Below are 18866 nucleotides of genomic sequence, written 5' to 3'. Positions count from 1 at the left end.
CGTGGTTATGGATACATTTATAACAGGGTTATGAGACACTGGCAACCATGTCACCGAAACCCGCCGCCGCCGAGGTCAAGGCCAAACTGATCGAGGCGGCGATCCGGCTGCTCTCCGACGGCGGCCCGGAGGCGCTCCAGGCCCGCAAGCTGGCGGCCGAGATCGGCGCGTCGACCATGGCCGTGTACACCCACTTCGGCGGAATGGGCCCCTTGGTGGACGAAGTCGCGCGTGAGGGGTTCCGACGACTGTCGGCGAATCTCGGCGAGATCGAGGAAACCGACGACCCGGCCGCCGACATCCTCACCTTGGCGCTCGCGTACCGGCGGACCGTGGTGGAGAACCCGCAGCTCTACGCGGTGACGTTCGGCCAGAGCCAGCCCGACGGGCAGAAGGCGGCGCTGGGCGACATGACCAGTGAGGAGAGCCGCCAGAACGCCAGCGAAGAGGGCATCGAGGCCTTCGGCTACCTCGTCCGCGCCGCGAAACGGCTGATCGAGGCGGGCCGGTTCCGTCCCGCCCCGGAGTTCGCCGTCGCCGCGCAACTCTGGAGTGCCGTGCACGGCTACATCACGCTGGAGGTCGCAGGCCACTTCGGCGACGGCCGGAATGGCGTGGACCACATCCTGATTCCCCTGGCCACCGCGCTCGGCGTGGGCCTCGGCGACACTTACGAGGCCGCGACCAGGTCCGCGCAGGTCTCGATCGAGTCCTGGCGCGCGAAAGAGGGAAACATCGGCACCTGATCCGGCGATACCCCGGTCACAGGTCGGTGAATCGTGCAACCTTCCAGCGAGAACGCACGTCTGACCTGGTAGAAGATCAACGGGGGAACGGGGACGGGTGAACGAGGACGACCAGGGGCACGCGACGCTGCCGGGGGTGCATGGCGCCCGCCGCTGGCTGAGCCGTCGTTCCGTGCTGATCGCCGGGGCGTCCGGCCTCGGCGTCGCGGGGCTCGCCGCCGGAACGGCGACCGGGGCCCTGCCGTTCAGCGAAGCGCTTCAGCGGGCGCTCGGCGTCGCGTCGCCGACCCCCGCCACTCAACTCGGCAGCCCCCGCGTCGAACGCGTCTACTCCGAAGCCCGCGGGCGCGAGGTCGACCTCGTCCTGATGCTGCCGACCAAGGCCCCGCCCAAGGGCCTGCCGATGTCGCTGATGCTGCACGGTCTCCACGGCACCGCGCGGCACGCCGCCCCGACGGGGCTGCTCAAGCAGCTCGGCAGCGACGTCGCCCGCAAGGCGGTCCCCCCGTTCGGGTTCGTCGCGGTCGACGGTGGCGACCACTACTGGCACGAGAACCAGCCCGGCGACAACCCGATGGCGATGTTGCTCGAAGAGGTCCCCCGCTGGCTCGCCGCCCGCGGCCTCGGCGGCCGGGACGGGCTGCCGTTCGCCGCCACCGGGCTCTCGATGGGCGGCTTCGGCGCGCTGCTCTACACCCGGCGCCGCCTGGAACGCCGTCGCCCGCCCGCCGCGGTCGCGGCCCTCGCGCCCGCCCTGATCACCTCGTGGCCGGAGATGAGCAAGCGGCGCGCGTTCCGCGACGCGGCCGACTGGGGCTCGTTGGACCCGTTGCGCCACATCGACGTCACCAAGAGCGTGCCGACCGGGATCTGGTGCGGCACCGAGGATCCGTTCATCGGCGGGGTGCGGAAGTTCATCTCCGAAGCGCGGCCCATTGTCGCGCACACCGCGCGCGGCAAACACGGCGACGCGTTCAACCGCACCGTCGTGCCGAGCCTGGTCGCGTTCCTCGGCAAGCACGTGCCGAAGAACGCCTAGACTCGGAAGTAGATCCTAGTCACGGTCGAGCCCGGTCTGAGGTACTGCCGGACCAGGTCGGCGACCTGGTTCACCAGCACCAGACCGCGTCCGCCGATCTGCCCCGGCGGAGCGGGCCGCCGTCCGGCCAGCGGATCGCTCAGCGTGCCTTCGTCGACGACCTCGCAGAGCACGTGGTCCTCGTCGCGCCAGACGCGGACCACACCGTGCCCCGAACCGTGCAGCACGCTGTTGGCGGACAGTTCCGCCACGGCCAGGACGAGGTCCTCCACCCGGTCCGGGGCGAGCCCGCTCTCCTCCGCTCTCTCCCGCGCGAAGTTGCGCACGGCGGAAAGCCTGGCGATGTCGAAGCGGAACGCCTCCGCCGCCTTCGGTTCGGGCAGCGGCAGGTTGTACTTCTCGACGACAGCGTCGGGGGCGTACTCCCCGCTCGGACGATCGCCGTCGGCGCCGGAGAGAGTCGGGTGGGTCCGCCCGACGTCGGCGAGGACGTCGCCCTTCAGGCGGGTCCGGTCGTACGGGCACAGCATGCGGAGTTCGCGGTCGCCGAAAGCGAAGTTGATCAGCGCCTCGTGCTGCGCGCACGCCGGGTACTCGACGGCCGAGCGCCCGGCCCAGACCGGCTCGCCGACGATCCGGACCGGACCCGGCCGGTTGTCCGCGAACGCGAGCAGGACGCCGGGGAGGATGCGGCCCGGGTTTCGGCCCGCTTCGGTCATGTCGATGAGTTCGACGTCAGCGGCGGAATCACCCAAGGCCGCTTCGATCAACGTCAGATTCCGGCCGGGGACGGCCACCGCGACGGGCTCGGCGAGCTTCAGGCCTTCGAGGATGTACGGAACCGTACCGTTCAGGTACTCGGTGTCACCGGAGTAGAGCAGACCCACGTGAGAGAAGGGGCCCGCGGTGACTGTCACGGACTCGTCTTACCCCGTGGAAGCGATTCTGAAACCCTGCTAACGGAGGGAAATGCGAAAACCTTCGGCGAGGCTGTTCAGCCGAGCCAGCGTCCCGCCATCGAGATCAGCCAGAATCCGGCGAGCGTCGCACCGGTGAACAGTCCGGTCCAGACGACGAGCGACTGGTTCGATCCCGCGGCGCGCGCGGCCTTGATCCGGACGAGCGCGTACGCCGAGCCGGCGAACAGCGGCAGCGGGATCAGCGGCAAGGGCGACAACCGGACGACACCGGCCACCAGGCAGGTCACCACCAGCACGCCCAGCGCGATCGTCAGCGCGCGCGGGATCCACGGGTGCCCGCGATAGGCCCCGATGACGATGCGTTCGGTGAGTTCGACGAGTCCCCTGACCTCGCGTGGACTCGCGGCTGCCAGCTCGGGAGCCTCGTTCTCGTCCTTCGTGGAAGTCAGCGGCACCCTCGCATCCTATCCCGGTCCGGTCACCGGCCGGACCGGGCCGGAGAAACCGATGCCCCGGCCGGGTCGGACCCGGCCGGGGCATCGATGACGAAGATCGCCGCTCAGGCGGACTTCTCGCCGCGCTCGCTGCTGCGACGGCGTGACGGCTGACGCGCCACGATCGTCGGGTTCACGTTCTCGCGGACCGTCTGCTCGGTGATGACGACCTTCGCGACGTCGTCGCGGCTGGGGATGTCGTACATGACCGGCTGCAGGACCTCTTCCATGATCGCGCGCAGGCCACGGGCGCCGGTGCCGCGGAGCACGGCCTGGTCGGCGATGGCTTCGAGCGCGGTCTTGGTGAACTCCAGCTCGACGTTGTCCATCTCGAAGAGCTTCTTGTACTGCTTCACCAGCGCGTTGCGCGGCGTGGTCAGGATGCTGACCAGCGAGTCCTTGTCCAAGTGGGTCACCGTCGCCACGACCGGGAGGCGGCCGATGAACTCCGGGATGAGCCCGAACTTGATCAGGTCCTCCGGCATGGTGTCGGAGAAGATGTCGCTCTCGTCGATCTCGGCCTTGGTGCGGATCTCCGCACCGAAACCGAGGCCGCGCTTGCCGACCCGCTCGTTGATGATCTTCTCCAGTCCGGCGAACGCGCCGGCCACGATGAACAGCACGTTCGTCGTGTCGATCTGGATGAACTCCTGGTGCGGGTGCTTGCGGCCGCCCTGCGGCGGGACCGAGGCGGTGGTGCCCTCGAGGATCTTCAGCAGCGCCTGCTGCACGCCCTCGCCGGACACGTCGCGGGTGATCGACGGGTTCTCCGACTTCCGGGCGATCTTGTCGACCTCGTCGATGTAGATGATGCCCGTCTCGGCCCGCTTGACGTCGTAATCCGCCGCCTGGATCAGCTTGAGCAGGATGTTCTCGACGTCCTCGCCCACGTACCCGGCTTCGGTGAGCGCCGTCGCGTCCGCGATCGCGAACGGGACGTTCAGCATCTTCGCCAGGGTCTGGGCCAGATAGGTCTTGCCGCAACCCGTCGGTCCGAGCATCAGGATGTTGGACTTCGCCAGTTCGACGGTCTCGTCCTTGGAATCCTTCGGCCCGGCCTTGTCGTCGGACTGCACACGCTTGTAGTGGTTGTACACCGCCACGGCCAGCGAACGCTTCGCGTCGTCCTGGCCGATGATGTACTGCTCGAGGAACTCGTGGATCTCGGCGGGCTTGGGCAGCTCGTCGAGCTTGACCTCACCGGCCTCGGCCAGTTCCTCTTCGATGATCTCGTTGCAGAGATCGATGCACTCATCGCAGATGTAGACCCCGGGGCCGGCAATGAGCTTCTTCACCTGCTTTTGGCTCTTGCCGCAGAAAGAACATTTCAGCAGGTCGCCGCCGTCACCGATCCGTGCCATGGCCGTTGACCTCGTCCCCTCCGGCGCTTCCATCGCGCCTGCACTGTCGTGCCTGACTGTCGTACCCCGGTCACGGATGACCTCTCGGAGCCTCACACATTGCCACTGACGGTACCCGTCCGATGCCGTCGGCGGGAGAACCAACGTCACATCTGAGCACGCCAGAAGCTGACCTTAGACCAGGGATCCGGTGCGTGTCGTCTCCCGACACGCACCGGGTCCCGGCACGATCAGCTGCTCGAGGCCTTGCGGTACTCGAGCACCTCGTCGACGATCCCGTACGCCTTGGCTTCGTCGGCCGTCAGGATCTTGTCGCGCTCGATGTCCTTCTTGACCTCGTCGGCGTCCTTGTTCGTGTGCTTCGCCAGGATGACCTCCATCTGGCGCCGCACCCGCTGGATCTCGTTGGCCTGGATCTCCAGGTCCGACACCTGGCCGTAGGTGCCCTCGGTGGCGGGCTGGTGGATCAGCACGCGCGAGTTCGGCAGCGTGAACCGCTTGCCGGGGGTGCCGGCTGCCAGGAGCACCGCGGCGGCCGAAGCGGCCTGGCCGATGCACATGGTGACGATGTCGGGGCGGACGTACTGCATCGTGTCGTAGATCGCCATCAGCGCGGTGAACGAGCCACCGGGCGAGTTGATCAGGATCATGATGTCGCGGTCCGGGTCCTCGTGCTCGAGGTGCAGCAGCTGGACCATCACGTCGTTGGCCGACGCGTCGTCGATCTGCACGCCGAGCATGATCTGGCGCTCTTCGTACAGCTTGTTGTACGGGTTCGATTCCTTGATGCCGTAGCTCGTGCGCTCGACGTACGAGGGCAGGACGTACCGCGACTGCGGCAGCTGGAGCCGCGACTGCATCCCCGGCGCCTGCGACCCGATCGGAAGCTGGAAGTTGCTCATTGAAATTCTCCTGTGTGCCGGCGCGGATCAGCTGGTGGGAAGCGGGTTCTCACGCGTGAGGACCTGGTCCACGAAGCCGTAGTCCTTCGCCTCCTGCGCGGTGAACCAGCGGTCACGGTCGCCGTCCTTGACGATCTGCTCGACGGTCTGGCCGGTCTGCTCGGCCGTGATCTTGGCGAGCTCCTGCTTCCACTTGCCGAACACCTCGGCCTGGATGGCGATGTCGGAGGCCGTGCCGCCGACGCCCGCCGAGGGCTGGTGCATGAGGATGCGCGCGTGCTGCAGCGCGTACCGCTTGCCGGGCGTGCCGGACGAGAGCAGGAACTGCCCCATCGACGCGGCCAGGCCCATCGCGTAGGTCGCGACGTCCGGGCGGATCAGCTGCATGGTGTCGTAGATCGCGAAACCCGCGGTGACCGAGCCACCGGGCGAGTTGATGTAGAAGCGGATGTCCGACTCGGAGTCGTCTGCGTCGAGCAGCAACAACTGGGCGGTGATCCGGTTCGCGACCTCGTCGTTGACCTCGGAGCCGAGGACGACGATGCGCTCCTGGAGCAACCGCTCGAAGACCGAGTCGGTGAGGTTGAGCCCCGCGGTTCCGGTCCGCGCCTCGGGCATGTGCTGCGTCACGTCTGCCTGCCTTTTCGCCGACGGCGGCCAGCCGTGCCTCGGCCGCCGCTGTATGTCCAGATGCTGTGTCCAGGTGCTGAGGATCTTGCAACCGACCCTAACGAACTTGGGCGGTGCAGAATGCCTGACACCGCCCAAGTTCGCTTACAGCTTTACGGTCCGTTTCGACCGGACCGGATATTCCCTACTCGGCCGCAGTCTTCGCGGTCTCCTCGGTGACCTGCGTCTCCTCGGCTGCGGGGCCGAAGAGCTCTTCGAGGTCGACCTCGGCGCCGGAGGCGTCGGTCACGGTGGTCTTGCGGACCACCGAGGCCAGCGCCTTGCCGCGACGGACGTCGGCGTAGATCGCGGTCAGCTGACCGGACTGCTGCGCCCGCTGGACGTACTCGTCCGGGCTGACGCCGAAGCGCTGCGCCTGGTAGATGATCCGCTCGGTGAGCTCACCGTCGTTGACCGACGTCTGCTCGGCGTCGGCGATGCTGTCCAGCAGCAGCTGCGTGCGGACGGCCTTCTCCGACTCCTCGCGCACCTCGGTGTCGAACTCTTCGAGGGTGCGGCCTTCGGCCTCGAGGGCCTTGGCGAACTGCGCCTCGTCGTGGTCGAACGGGTGGATCGCGTCGTGCTTGCGGTTCTCGATCTCGGCCTCGAGGACCTTCTCCGGGATCGCGATCTCGGTGCGCTCGAGCAGCTCCTCGAGGACCTTGTCGCGGGCCTGGACGCCCTGCTGCATCTTCTTGACGCGGCCGAGGCGCTCGCGAAGGTCGCCCTTCAGCTCGTCGATCGTGTCGAACTCGCTCGCCATCTGGGCGAACTCGTCGTCCGCCTCGGGCAGCTCGCGCTGCTTGATGGTCTGCACGGTGACGGTGACGTCGGCGTCCTTGCCGGTGTGCTCGCCGGCGACCAGCTTCGTGGTGAAGGTCTTGGTCTCGCCCGCGTTCGCGCCGATGATCGCCTCGTCGATGCCGTCGACGAGCTGGCCGGAGCCGATCTCGTAGGACAGGCCGGTGGTCGAGGCCTCCTCGACCTCCTGTCCGTCGACGGTGGCCGCGAGGTCGATCGAGACGAAGTCGCCGTTCTCGGCCGCGCGCTCGACACCGGTCAGGGTGCCGAAGCGGGCGCGCAGCTCGTCGAGCTGCTCGTCGACCTCGGCGTCGGTCAGTTCGACGTCGTCGACGCTGACCGCGAAGCCTTCGAGGTCGGGCAGCGAGATCTCCGGGCGGATGTCGACTTCGGCGGTGAACTCGAGAACCTCACGGTCCTCCAGCTTGGTCACCTCGAACTCGGGCTGGCCCAGCGTGCGGACCTCGCCCGCGCGCACGGCTTCCATGTACTTGGCCGGAATGACCTCGTTGACGACCTCGTCGAGCACCGGGGCTCGCCCGATCCGGCTTTCCAGCACGCGAGCCGGCGCCTTGCCCGGACGGAAGCCGGGGATGCGCACCTGCTGGGCGATCTTGCGGTAGGCGCGGTCGAAGTTCGGCTTGAGCTCGTCGAACGGCACCTCGACATTGATCTTGACTCGCGTCGGGCTGAGCTGCTCGACGGTGCTCTTCAACGTATTCTCCTCGAGCGGTAAACGATGTGTTTGAGCATCCGCGTGCGTTCGGCAGCGGATGCGCCCTGGCCAGCCTGCAGACCGGGCCGTCCGAGTCTAGGCCGTGTCGCTCACCGGGCTGGTCCCGGGGCCATCAGCACCGCGCCTCCCCTGCACACCCGGGCCGATCACGGCTTTCGAGAACTGTCCGAGTAACCGGCCCCCGACCACCCGATCGGACCAGTTTTCGGTTCTTCTCTGTTACGAAGCGGCCCTTTCCTGGACACGGATGCGCGTCGCGTCGCACCATCGGGCGCCGTGACGAGGCGTTTCGCCAGTCCGATGAAGTTTACAAACCAGTACTAGTTGTCTACGGTGTGACAGCTTGTCCCGGTAGCATCGACCGAGGGGAACGATCGATGGCCGTCGCCGTAACCCGGTCCGAGGACACGGACGGAATTCCCGCGCAGAAGCTGAGACGCGGGCTGCCCAACCCGCGGATCCCGCTGCCGGTGGTCTCGGTGCCGACGGTCCTGCTGTTCACCGGCGGCCTCATGGTCTGGATCGGGGCCACCTGGCTGGTGGTCAACGACGCCGCGCCGCTCTGGGTGACCATTCCCCTGCACGCGCTCGTCACCTTCACGATGTTCACGGTGCTGCACGAGTCGACGCATCACGCGGCCGGGCAGCTCACCTGGGTCAACGAACTCCTCGGCAGGCTGGCGATGCCGTTCGTCGCCGGTTACGGCTCCTTCCCGCTGGTGCGCTACATCCATCTGGAGCACCACCGCAACACCAACGAGGACGCCCACACCGATCCCGACGCCTGGACCGCGCACGGCCCGTGGTGGCAGTTGCCCCTGCGCTGGCTGACCATCGACTTCTGGTACGCCCGCTTCTACGTGGCGCGGCAGCGCTCCCGGCCGCCGTCGGAGCGGATCGAGACCGCGGCCGTCGTCGCGCTGAGCTTCGCCGCGTTCGCCTGGCTGGCCGTGAGCGGCCACGGCTGGGAACTGCTGGTGGCGTACCTCGTCCCGCAGCGCGTCGGGCTGGCCGTGCTGGCCTGGTGGTTCGACTGGCTCCCGCATCACGACCTCGGCGAGCAGCGGCAGAATCGGTTCGGCGCCACCCGCGTCCGCGTCGGGCTGGAATGGCTGATGACGCCGATCATGCTGTGCCAGAACTACCACCTGGTGCACCATCTCCACCCGGCGATCCCGTTCTACCGGTACCTGCGCGCGTGGCGGGACAACCGCGACGCCTATCTCGCCAGGGACGTCCCGATCGCGACCGCGTGGGGCCGCGAACTGACGTCGTCGGAGTACCGCGAGTGGCGTCAGCTCACCGGCTCGTTCGACGAGGAGCCGGCCGCTCCGCAGCCCCGGCCACCGGGCCGGTTCCATTCGCTGCGGGTCTCCGAGGTCCGGCCGCTGTGCGAAGGCGCCGTCACGGTGACGTTCGACGTGCCGGAGCGGCTGCGGGAGACTTTCCGGTTCACCCCCGGCCAGCACCTCGTCATCCGCGCGGAGGTGGACGGGTTGGAGATGCGGCGCGCCTACTCGATCTGCTCGACGCCGGAGTCCGGCATGCTGCGGATCGCGATCAAGCATCAGCTCGGCGGCGCGTTCTCGACGTTCGCCACCACGGAGCTCGAAGCGGGCGACGTGCTGGAAGTGCTGCCTCCTGACGGGGTGTTCACGCTGACCCCCGCGCGGAACCGCTCCGGCCGTTATGTCGCGCTCGCCGCGGGAAGCGGGATCACGCCGATCCTGTCGATCCTGACCTCGACGTTGCGGAACGAGCCCAACAGCAAGGCGACCTTGCTGTACATCAACACCTCCGGCGCCAGCACGATGTTCGCCGCCGAACTCGGCGCCCTCGCCACCCAGCTGGGCGGGCGGCTGCACGTCGTGCACTACCGCACCGACGAACGCGACCCGGACCTGCGGACACAGCGGCTGGAAAAGCCGTTCGACATCGTCGGCGAGGCGCTGGCGATCTCGCACGAGCGCTACCAGCGCGGCCGTCTCGACAGCACCCGGCTCCGGGCGCTGCTGCAAGCGCGGCTGCACCCGGCGAAGGTGGACGAGTGGTTCCTGTGCGGCCCGCGCGACCTCGTCGACATGGCGCGCCGGACCCTGTCCGACCGGGACGTCCCCGAGGAGAACGTCCACTTCGAGCTGTTCCAAGGCGCGCTGCCCGTCCGGCCTTCGCGGCGGCCCGGCCCGGCGCTGACGGTGACAGCGGGCGGGAAAACCGCCGAAATCCCCGCCACGGTGGGCGAAACCGTCCTCGGCGCCGCGCTGCGGCACGGCGTCGACGCGCTGTACGCGTGCATGGGCGGGGCTTGCGGAACGTGCCGGGCGACCGTGGTGCGGGGCAGCGCGCGGATGGACGTGCGCTACGCGCTCGGGGACGAGGACGTCGCGGCGGGGCGGATCCTTACTTGCCGGGCGGTGGCGACCTCGCCCGAGCTGGACGTGGACTACGACCGCTGAGCGCCTCGTGACGGCAGGCGTGCAATGAAGGGGCCTTTCATAGCAAATTTTGCTATGAAAGGCCCCTTCATTGCAGGCTGCGGGCGGGTCACTGGCCCGGCGGCGTCCCGCCATCGCCGCCGGAGGGCGGCCCCTGGCCCTCGCCTGTCGACTCCCGCACCGACTGCGCGGTCGCGGTCGTGCCGGAAGTCGTGGCGACGACGGTGACCGTGTCACCGGTCGCGACGCCGTTCACCACCGACGAGTCGATCGTGTAGACCTTGCTGTAGCCGTCGTCGCTCACCGCTGTCAGCGACGTCGCGCTCAGTTCGGTCACCTTCCCGGTCTGCGTGAGCTGCGTGGTGTAACCGCCGTTGCCGTCCGACACGACGTACTCGCCGTGAAGGGCACGGGAACCGCCGGGGCCACCCATGCCCGCCCCGCCGCCCGGGGCACCACCCGGAGCCGCGGACGCGGTGTCGGCCGACGAACCGGCGGCCCAGATCGCCGCACCGCCACCGACGGCGAGCACCGCGGCGGCCGCGCCCGCGACGACGGCTTTGCGTTTCCCGCCCCGCGAAGAAGAAGCTCCCCAGTCCGAAGTGGACGGAGGGACGGGAGGGGCGGGTGTGGCGGAAGTGGTTTCGTTCATGGTCTTCGACTCCTGTGGTCTCGTCGTTGCCCCCACCGTCCGCACCGCGGCTGTGCCGGACCTGTGCCCGCCGTCAGACCTTTCTGTGACACGCGCGAGCCCACGCGCACAGCGGGCTCACAGGCGGGGCACAACGCGTACATACGACCCCGGCGCACGCTCGTGGGCATGGCAACCGGTTCGGTCCCGACCACCGGCCCGCGCCGGTGGTCCCGGCCCGGGCGGCTTTCCCTGCGCGCCAAGCTGACCGGTTCGATGGTGCTGTTGCTCACCTTCGTCTGCCTGGTGATCGGCGTCGCCAGCGAGATCGCCCTGCGGTCGTTCCTCACCGGCCAGATCGACGGCCAGCTCTCGGCCGCGTCGGCCCGGGCCCACGACTTCGCGAACCGTCCGCCGGAGGACGGCCCCGGGCCCGACCCGCTCAACGCGCCGGGCCAGGCCTCCGGGACGCTCAGCGTCCGCTACTCGGGTGACAGGGTGCTCTACGCGGGAGTCCTCACCGTGCAAGGACTTCCGCAGGGACTGTCGGCCGAGCAGGAAACCGGCCTGTTCGCGATCCCGGCGGACCGGCCGCCGATGACGATGACACTCGGCGGTCTCGGCGACTACCGCGTGCAGGCCGCCTCGATCCCCGGCGGCGTGGTCGTCACCGGGCTCCCGCTCGGGCCGATGCAGGACACGTTGTCCACCGTCGGGTGGATCCTGTTCGGGGTCGCGGCCGCGGGTGTCGCCGGTGCCGGGTTCCTCGGCGCGTTCGCGGTCCGGCGCACGCTGCGGCCGCTCGACCGGGTCGCGGCGACCGCCGGCCGGGTGTCGGCGATGCGGCTGGACCGCGGCCAGGTCGCGCTTTCCGTGCGGGTGCCCGAGATCGACACCGATCCGCGCACCGAGGTCGGCCAGGTCGGTTCGGCGCTGAACCTCATGCTCGGACACATCGCGCAGGCGCTGGAAGCCCGCCACGCCAGCGAGACCCGCGTCCGCCGGTTCGTCGCGGACGCGAGCCACGAACTTCGCACCCCGCTCGCGGCGATCCGCGGGTACGCCGAACTCGCGGGCCGTGGCAGCGCGCTGGTCCCGGCGGAGGTCGCGCGTTCGCTGTCGCGGATCCAGTCCGAGGCCGCCCGCATGACGACGCTCGTCGAGGACCTCCTCCTGCTGGCGAGACTCGACGCCGGACGACCGCTCGAAGCGGGCCAGGTCGATCTCGCCCGGCTGGCCGCGGACGCCGTCGGCGACGCGCACGTCGCCGGTCCGGACCACCGCTGGGAACTCCGTCTCCCCCGGGAACCCGTGCTCGTCCGCGGCGACGTCCAGCGTCTGCACCAGGCGCTGGCGAACCTGCTGTCCAACGCGCGCACGCACACCCCGCCGGGCACCGCGGTGGTCACCGAGCTGAGCCGTTCCCGCACCGGCGCGGCGGTGCTGACCGTCACCGACGACGGACCCGGTATCGCGCCCGAACTCCTGCCCAGTGTGTTCGAACGCTTCGCCCGCGGCGACACCTCGCGTTCGCGCGCGGCGGGCAGCACCGGGCTCGGGATGGCGATCACGTCGGCCATCGTCGTGGCCCATCACGGCACGATCGAGGTGCACAGCCGTCCGGGGCACACCGAGTTCGCCGTCCATCTGCCGGTGATCGCGCCCTCACAGCGGGTGCACAGCTTCGGCACAACCCCGCCCCAGGTCGAGATCCGACGCTGAGGCCATGACCCTCCTCGCCTCCCGCGACGAAGCCGATCAAGCCGCTCCCCCCGCCCGAGGCAGGCCCGACGGCCCGCGCTGGGTCCGGCCCTCACTGGCCGCGCTTCTGCTCGCGACCGCCGTCCTCTATCTGTGGAACCTCGGGGAATCCGGCTGGGCCAACGCCTTCTACTCGGCGGCCGCCCAGGCGGGATCGCTGAGCTGGAAAGCGCTGTTCTTCGGCTCCAGCGACGCCGCGAACGCGATCACGGTCGACAAGACACCGGCCGCGTTGTGGGTGATGAGCCTTTCCACGCGCCTGTTCGGCGTCAACGCCTGGAGCATCCTGGTGCCGCAGGCACTGATGGGAATCGGCTCGGTGGCGCTGCTGTTCGCCGCGGTGCGCCGGACGTCCGGCCCGGCCGCGGGGCTGCTGGCGGGCGCCGTCCTGGCCCTCACCCCGGCCGCCGCGCTGATGTTCCGGTTCAACAACCCCGACGCGCTGCTCGTGCTGCTCCTGGTCGCGGGCGCCTACTGCGTCGTCCGCGCGCTGGAGAACGCGAGCCCGCGCTGGCTGGCGCTGGCCGGGGTCGCCGTCGGTTTCGGCTTCCTCGCCAAGATGCTGCAAGCGTTCCTGGTGCTGCCCGCGTTCGCGCTCGCCTACCTGATCGCCGCGCCGGCCTCGCCGGGCAAACGTCTGCTGCACTTGCTCGGGGCTTTGGGCGCGACCATCGTCTCCGCCGGCTGGTATCTCGCCGTCGTCGCGCTGTGGCCCGCCGCCGACCGCCCGTACATCGGCGGCTCGCAGGAGAACAGCCTGTGGGAACTGGTCTTCGGCTACAACGGTTTCGGCCGCATCACCGGCGACGAGGTCGGCAGTGTCGGCGGAAGCCCCGGCGGCGGCTGGGGCGGTACCGGCTGGGCCCGGTTGTTCGGCAGCGAAATGGCGGGTGGGATCGCCTGGCTGCTCCCCGCCGCCGTGCTCGCGCTGGCCGCCGGGCTGTGGTTCACCCGCCGGGCCCCGCGCACCGACCGCGGCCGCGCGGCGCTGATCGTGTGGGGCGGCTGGTTCCTGGTGACCGCCGTGGTGTTCAGCTACATGGGCGGCATCATCCACGCCTACTACATGATCGCGCTCGGCCCCGCGATCGCCGGTCTCGTCGGCATCGCGGGCACGCAGCTGTGGCGCGCCCGGGGGAATCCGGCCGCCGCGGGCGCCTTGAGCGCCGGGATCGGCTTGACCGCGCTGACGACGTACCTCCTGCTGTCACGGCAATCCGACTGGCTTCCCGCGCTGGGGATCGCGATTCTCGTGGCCGGTCTCCTCTGCGCCTTCCTGGTGTTCTTCGCCGCACGATTGCCTGACGTGGCAAGGCGTTTGGTCGCCGTCGGCGCACTGGTCACCGTGCTCGCGGGCACCTGCGCGTACACGGTCGCGACAGCGGCGACCCCGCATTCCGGCGCGCTGCCCTCGGCGGGTCCGGCGATCGGCCGCGGCATGGGGCCGGGTGGCGGTGGGATCGTCATCGGCGGGCAAGGCGGGCCTGGCGGGGGTTTGCTCGGGACGAGCCTGCCCGGCGACGAACTGGTCGCGCTGCTCCGGAAAGACAGTGAAAAGTACACCTGGGCGGCGGCGACCGTGGGCTCCAACAACGCGGCGGGCTACCAGCTCGGCGGCGGGGCCCCGGTGATGGCCGTGGGCGGGTTCAACGGCACGGATCCGGCTCCCACCCTGGAACAGTTCCAGGATTACGTCCGAAATGGACAGATCCACTACTTTCTCGGCGAAGGCATGATGATGCGCGGCGAGACCGGCAGCGACGCCGCCGAGCGGATCGCCGAATGGGTCGCGCAGACCTACGCACCGACCACTGTGGACGGTGTCACCGTCTACGACCTGAGCCGGTGAATCCCGTGACGGAACACAGCGCCGGCACAGCTTCGGCACAAGCCGGCCTCAGCGCGATGGCCGAGATTGACGATATGACAGCCGCGATCCTCTCCGGCGCCGAAACCGGCCGCCGCCCCGCCATCGCCCCCACCGGCTCCGCCGTTCTCGACGTCGTCATCCCGGTCTACAACGAGGAGACCGACCTCGAACCGTGCATCCGGCGGCTGCGCGCGCATCTCGTGGAGCAGTTCCCGTACCCGTTCCGGATCACCGTCGCGGACAACGCCAGCACGGACGGCACCCTGCGCGTCGCCGAACGACTGAGCCGCGAGTTCGAGGACGTCGAAGTCCGCCATCTCGAAGAGAAAGGTCGCGGCCGGGCGCTGCGCGCGGTTTGGTCCACTTCGGACGCTCCGGTGCTGGCCTACATGGACGTCGACCTCTCGACCGATCTGGCCGCGCTCGGCCCCCTCGTGGCACCGCTGCTGTCCGGGCACTCCGACCTCGCCATCGGCAGCAGGCTCGCCCGCGGCGCGCGCGTGGTGCGTGGCCCGAAGCGGGAGTTCATTTCCCGCTGCTACAACCTGATCCTGCGCGGCACGCTGGCCGCGAGGTTCAGCGACGCGCAGTGCGGGTTCAAGGCGATCCGCGCCGACGTCGCCGAGCGGCTGCTCCCCCACATCCACGACACCGGCTGGTTCTTCGACACCGAATTGCTGGTGCTGGCCCAGAAAGCCGGGCTGCGGATCCACGAGGTCCCGGTGGACTGGGTCGACGACCCGGATTCGTCGGTGAACATCGTCGCCACCGCGACCGCCGACCTCAAAGGCATCGCGCGGCTGACCAAGGCGACGATGACCGGCCGGATCCCGATCGGTGACCTGCGCGAGCAGCTCGGCCGCGCGCCGATCCAGGTCCAGGCGCCCGGGGTGGCGCCGAGCCTGGTGCGGCAACTGGTGCGGTTCGCCGCCGTCGGCGTCGCCAGCACCATCGCCTATCTCGTGCTGTTCCTGCTGCTGCGGACCTTCACCGGCGCCCAGGTTGCGAACTTCGCCGCGCTGCTGGTGACCGCGATCGGCAACACCGCGCTCAACCGGCGCCTGACCTTCGGCATCCGCGGCCGGGAAGGCGCCGGACTGCACCAATTCCAGGGCCTCGTCGTGTTCGGCCTCGGGCTCGCGCTCACCAGCGGCGCGCTGGCGCTGCTGCACACGATGACGGCACCGGGACTGCCGCTCGAGATCACCGTCCTCGTGCTCGCGAACCTCGCGGCCACCGTCCTGCGCTTCCTGTTGCTGCGCGGCTGGGTCTTCCGCCGCCGGCCCGCCACCGAGATGGAGAGCTGACCCCATGACCACCGCACTCGCTTCCCGGGTCGAACCCCGCCCTGTCGAGGAAGACGTCGCGAAGCCGCCGGGCCGCTGGGTCCGTCCCGCGGTCTTCGGCCTGCTCGCCGCCACCGCGCTGCTGTACTTCTGGAACCTGACAGCCTCCGGCTACGGCAACTCGTTCTACGCGGCGGCGGTGCAGTCCGGCACGCAGGACTGGAAGGCGTGGCTGTTCGGCTCCCTCGACGCCGGCAACGTGCTGACCGTCGACAAACCCCCGGCCGCGCTCTGGGTCACGACGGCGATCGCCCGGCTCTTCGGCTTCTCCAGCTTCACGGTCCTGGCCCCGCAGGCGCTGATGGGGGTCGCTTCGGTCGGCCTGCTGTACCTGACGGTGAAGCGGACCTCAGGGCCGGTCGCCGGCCTGTTCGCCGGGGCGGCGTTCGCGCTCACGCCGGTCGCCGCGCTGATGTTCAAGTTCAACAACCCGGACGCGCTGCTGACGCTGCTGCTGATCGCCGGCGCGTACTGCACGATCCGCGCGATCGAGAAAGCGAGCCCGCGCTGGCTGCTGTTCGCCGGTGTGGCGATCGGATTCGGCTTCCTGACCAAGATGATGCAGGCGTTCCTGGTGCTGCCCGCGTTCGGCCTCGCCTACCTGATCGCCGCGCCGGCCTCGCTGGGCAAACGCCTGCTGCATTTGGCCGGAGCAGTGGTGTCGGTGGTCGTCTCGGCGGGCTGGTTCATCGCGCTGGTCGATCTGTGGCCGACGGCGTCGCGTCCGTACATCGGTGGTTCGGCCGACGACAGCCTGCTCGAACTGGCGCTGGGCTACAACGGTCTCGGCCGGATCTTCGGCGGGAGCGGCGGTGGCGGGGGCGTCATGGTCGGCGGCCCGGGCGGCGGGATGAGCGGCGGGAACGTCGGCTTCGGCGGCGAGAGCGGCCTGACCCGGATGTTCGGCGCCAGCTTCGGCGGTGAGGTGTCGTGGCTGCTGCCCGCCGCGCTGATCGGGCTGGTCGCGGGGCTGTGGTTCACCAGGCGGGCCGCCGGGACCGACCGGACCAGGGCCGCGCTGGTCGTCTGGGGTGGCTGGATGCTCGTCACCGCGCTGGTGTTCAGCTACATGAGCGGCATCGTGCACCCGTACTACGCCGTCGCGCTGGCGCCGTCGATCGCCGCCGTGGTGGCGATCTCCGGGACCTCGCTCTGGCGCGGCCGGGCGCATCTCGCGCCGCGGGTGTTCCTGTCGCTGATGATCGCGGCCAGCGCTGTCTGGGCGTACATCCTGCTCGACCGCGACGCCGACTGGCTGCCCGTACTGCGCTGGGTCATCGTCGGCCTCGGCCTGGTGACCGCGACCGTCGTGCTGGTGGGTGTCCCGCCGCTGCGCAAACTCGTCGCCGTCGTCGCGACGGCCGCCGTGCTGACCGTCGGCCTCGGCACCGCCGCGTACGCCGTCGAGACCGCCTCGCAGGCGCATTCCGGCTCGATCCCGATCTCCGGTCCGGCCACCGGTGGTGAGCGTGGCATGGGCGGTCCCGGGATGGAAGAAGGCGCGTCTAAGGAACTCGGCACCGTGCTCGCCGCGACCACGACGAAGTGGGCGGCGGCGACGTCGAGTTCGCAGTCCGCGGCGAACCTGGAACTCGCGAGCGGGAAGTCGGTGATCGGCATCGGCGGCTGGAGCGGTTCGGATCCGGCGCCGACGCTGGCGGAGTTCCAGCAGTACGTGGCCGACGGCGAGATCACCTACTACGTCGAGGGCGGCCGAGGCGGTGGCCCCGGCGGCGGCTCGAACGAGATCTCCGAATGGGTCGCGGCGAACTTCACCGCCACCACGGTCGGCGACCAGACGGTGTATCGCCTGCTCGCCTGAAATGCTTCGACAAGTGTTGGGGCGCACGGGAATCCTGGACGGCGCGAATCGGCCGTACCGCTGGGACCTCGTGCGCCCCGACCAGCTCGGGACGCTGGTCGAACGCGCCGGTGACGCGGACCTGCTGCGCGACTGGATCTCGCTCGACTGGCCGGTCTGGCACTACTTCGGTGACGTGCAGGCGAAACTCACCGCTTCCTTTCCCCCGGCCGCGCTGGTCGAACGTGAACGGCAGCGCGCCGGAGCATTCGGAGAAGCGGCTGCGGTAACGCCGGCTCTCGCGTGATCAGACCCGGATCTCGCGTGCTTGGAGGCGGATCATGCGTGCTTGAAGGCGGAACTCGCGTGATCAGAGGCCGCACTCCCGAGTTCCGCCTCCAAGCACGCGAGTCCCGTCTTCAAGCACGCGAGTTCCGTCTTCAAGCACGCGTGTCACGTCTTCAAGCACGGCTGCGTGACCCCGGCGAACGTGACCGACAGCTGTCTTTCACCCTGCCCTCAGCCCCCGCACAGGATCCGGGCGCACTCTGGAGGCAGGCGATCACCCCGGGGTGAGGAGAAGACCATGAGGGAACTTCCACACTGGCACACGGCGAGCGCGCGGGGGCCGCGCGAACACAACGCGGACGCCGTCGGGGCGTACGCGGCGGCGGGCGGGGCGGGAATCGTGTTCGCACTGGCCGATGGAGTCGGAGATCACCCGAACGCGGCACAAGCGGCGCGGACGGCTGCTTCGGCGGCGGCCCGGAACCCGGTCGGGCAAGGTGCGGTCGCGGCCGTTTTGGCTGCTCAGCGCGCCGTGCTCGCCCTCGGCGGGACCGGTGACTGCGTCCTCGTCGTGGCCGTCCGGACCGACGAGGGGTATGGCATCGCATGGCTCGGGGACGCGCGGGCGTACGCTTGGGACGGTTACACCGTGCGGCAGGTGACGAAGGACCATACGCTCGCGCAGTACTTCCGCGACCACGACCAACCCGTGACACCGCGGATGGAACACGTCGTCACCACCAGCGTCCGCACGGCCGGTACTCACGAGATCGGCACGGCCACCGTCACGACCGGAGGGCTTCTGCTCACCAGCGACGGCGTGCACAAGACGCTCAGCGGGCCGGCCATGCTCGGCATCCTCGGGATGCCGGACGGGGCGGCGGCGGAGCTGGTACGGACGGCGATCTCGCTCGGTGGCTCCGACAACGCCACCGCGATCGTGGTGGATCCGCCCGGTGCGGATCTCGCCACGGAAAAGTTTCGCGGGGGGCGGGGGGCGCCGCCGGGGGGGCGCCGGGGGCGCGCCGCGCGGGGGAAAAAAAAACAAGGACCCCCCCCCCGGCCA

Annotated in this window: 16 protein-coding genes; 9 read left to right on the top strand and 7 right to left on the bottom strand. The window is 69.7% G+C overall.

What is annotated here, in order from left to right:
* Nucleotides 1-47: 47 nt before the first annotated feature.
* The gene (locus ACFWMR_RS29475; RefSeq protein WP_378277005.1) at nucleotides 48-746 is read left to right on the top strand and encodes a TetR/AcrR family transcriptional regulator; all 699 of its coding nucleotides are present in this window, start codon (nucleotides 48-50) and stop codon (nucleotides 744-746) included.
* 97 nt (nucleotides 747-843) lie between these two features.
* Complete coding sequence (locus tag ACFWMR_RS29470; protein WP_378380735.1) at nucleotides 844-1785, top strand: alpha/beta hydrolase-fold protein; 942 nt, start codon at nucleotides 844-846, stop codon at nucleotides 1783-1785.
* Here ACFWMR_RS29470 and ACFWMR_RS29465 read toward each other — a convergent pair.
* From ACFWMR_RS29465 to tig, 6 genes are all read right to left on the bottom strand, one after another.
* Entirely contained in the window at nucleotides 1782-2702 is a 921-nt protein-coding gene (locus tag ACFWMR_RS29465; RefSeq protein ID WP_378380733.1) for an anti-sigma factor RsbA family regulatory protein, read from the bottom strand. The genes ACFWMR_RS29470 and ACFWMR_RS29465 overlap by 4 nt on opposite strands.
* Before the next feature lie 77 nt (nucleotides 2703-2779).
* The gene (locus tag ACFWMR_RS29460; RefSeq protein WP_378277007.1) at nucleotides 2780-3160 is read right to left on the bottom strand and encodes a hypothetical protein; all 381 of its coding nucleotides are present in this window, start codon (nucleotides 3158-3160) and stop codon (nucleotides 2780-2782) included.
* 104 nt (nucleotides 3161-3264) lie between these two features.
* On the bottom strand, nucleotides 3265-4560 hold the full coding sequence (clpX, locus tag ACFWMR_RS29455) for an ATP-dependent Clp protease ATP-binding subunit ClpX (RefSeq protein WP_016332355.1): 1296 nt from the start codon (nucleotides 4558-4560) through the stop codon (nucleotides 3265-3267).
* Nucleotides 4561-4790: 230 nt separating this feature from the next.
* The gene (locus tag ACFWMR_RS29450) at nucleotides 4791-5462 is read right to left on the bottom strand and encodes an ATP-dependent Clp protease proteolytic subunit (protein WP_016332354.1); all 672 of its coding nucleotides are present in this window, start codon (nucleotides 5460-5462) and stop codon (nucleotides 4791-4793) included.
* Between the two features lie 27 nt (nucleotides 5463-5489).
* Nucleotides 5490-6092: a ClpP family protease gene (locus ACFWMR_RS29445; protein ID WP_026466638.1), complete on the bottom strand. Its 603-nt coding sequence runs from the start codon at nucleotides 6090-6092 to the stop codon at nucleotides 5490-5492.
* 184 nt (nucleotides 6093-6276) lie between these two features.
* Nucleotides 6277-7647 (bottom strand): trigger factor, encoded by a 1371-nt coding sequence (gene tig / locus ACFWMR_RS29440; RefSeq protein ID WP_378380732.1) that lies wholly within the window; start codon nucleotides 7645-7647, stop codon nucleotides 6277-6279.
* 464 nt (nucleotides 7648-8111) lie between these two features.
* On the opposite strand from tig, the gene ACFWMR_RS29435 reads away from it, so the two are divergent.
* Nucleotides 8112-10124: a fatty acid desaturase gene (locus tag ACFWMR_RS29435; protein ID WP_378380742.1), complete on the top strand. Its 2013-nt coding sequence runs from the start codon at nucleotides 8112-8114 to the stop codon at nucleotides 10122-10124.
* An 88-nt stretch (nucleotides 10125-10212) separates the two neighbouring features.
* On the opposite strand, the gene ACFWMR_RS29430 is transcribed toward ACFWMR_RS29435, so the two are convergent.
* Nucleotides 10213-10755, bottom strand: a complete 543-nt coding sequence (locus tag ACFWMR_RS29430) for a hypothetical protein (protein ID WP_378380731.1) — start codon at nucleotides 10753-10755, stop codon at nucleotides 10213-10215.
* Nucleotides 10756-10923: 168 nt separating this feature from the next.
* Here ACFWMR_RS29430 and ACFWMR_RS29425 point away from each other — a divergent pair, with 168 nt between their 5' ends.
* The 6 genes from ACFWMR_RS29425 to ACFWMR_RS29400 all read left to right on the top strand — a co-directional run.
* Nucleotides 10924-12456, top strand: coding sequence for a sensor histidine kinase (locus tag ACFWMR_RS29425; protein ID WP_378380729.1), 1533 nt, complete (start codon nucleotides 10924-10926; stop codon nucleotides 12454-12456).
* Between the two features lie 4 nt (nucleotides 12457-12460).
* On the top strand, nucleotides 12461-14344 hold the full coding sequence (locus tag ACFWMR_RS29420; RefSeq protein WP_378380728.1) for an ArnT family glycosyltransferase: 1884 nt from the start codon (nucleotides 12461-12463) through the stop codon (nucleotides 14342-14344).
* A 74-nt stretch (nucleotides 14345-14418) separates the two neighbouring features.
* Nucleotides 14419-15672, top strand: a complete 1254-nt coding sequence (locus ACFWMR_RS29415; RefSeq protein ID WP_378380727.1) for a glycosyltransferase — start codon at nucleotides 14419-14421, stop codon at nucleotides 15670-15672.
* Nucleotides 15673-15676: 4 nt separating this feature from the next.
* On the top strand, nucleotides 15677-17533 hold the full coding sequence (locus tag ACFWMR_RS29410) for a glycosyltransferase family 39 protein (RefSeq protein WP_378380725.1): 1857 nt from the start codon (nucleotides 15677-15679) through the stop codon (nucleotides 17531-17533).
* Nucleotides 17534-17546: 13 nt separating this feature from the next.
* A complete protein-coding gene (locus ACFWMR_RS29405; RefSeq protein ID WP_378380724.1) occupies nucleotides 17547-17819 on the top strand; it encodes a hypothetical protein in 273 nt (90 codons plus the stop codon).
* 279 nt (nucleotides 17820-18098) lie between these two features.
* The coding region (locus ACFWMR_RS29400; RefSeq protein ID WP_449224338.1) for a PP2C family protein-serine/threonine phosphatase at nucleotides 18099-18866 on the top strand (768 nt) is incomplete at its 3' end.

Source organism: Amycolatopsis thailandensis (assembly GCF_042723255.1).
Taxonomy (GTDB): domain Bacteria; phylum Actinomycetota; class Actinomycetes; order Mycobacteriales; family Pseudonocardiaceae; genus Amycolatopsis; species Amycolatopsis thailandensis.
Note: the sequence above shows the minus strand (reverse complement) of the source record. Positions and strands in the feature narration are given on the sequence as shown.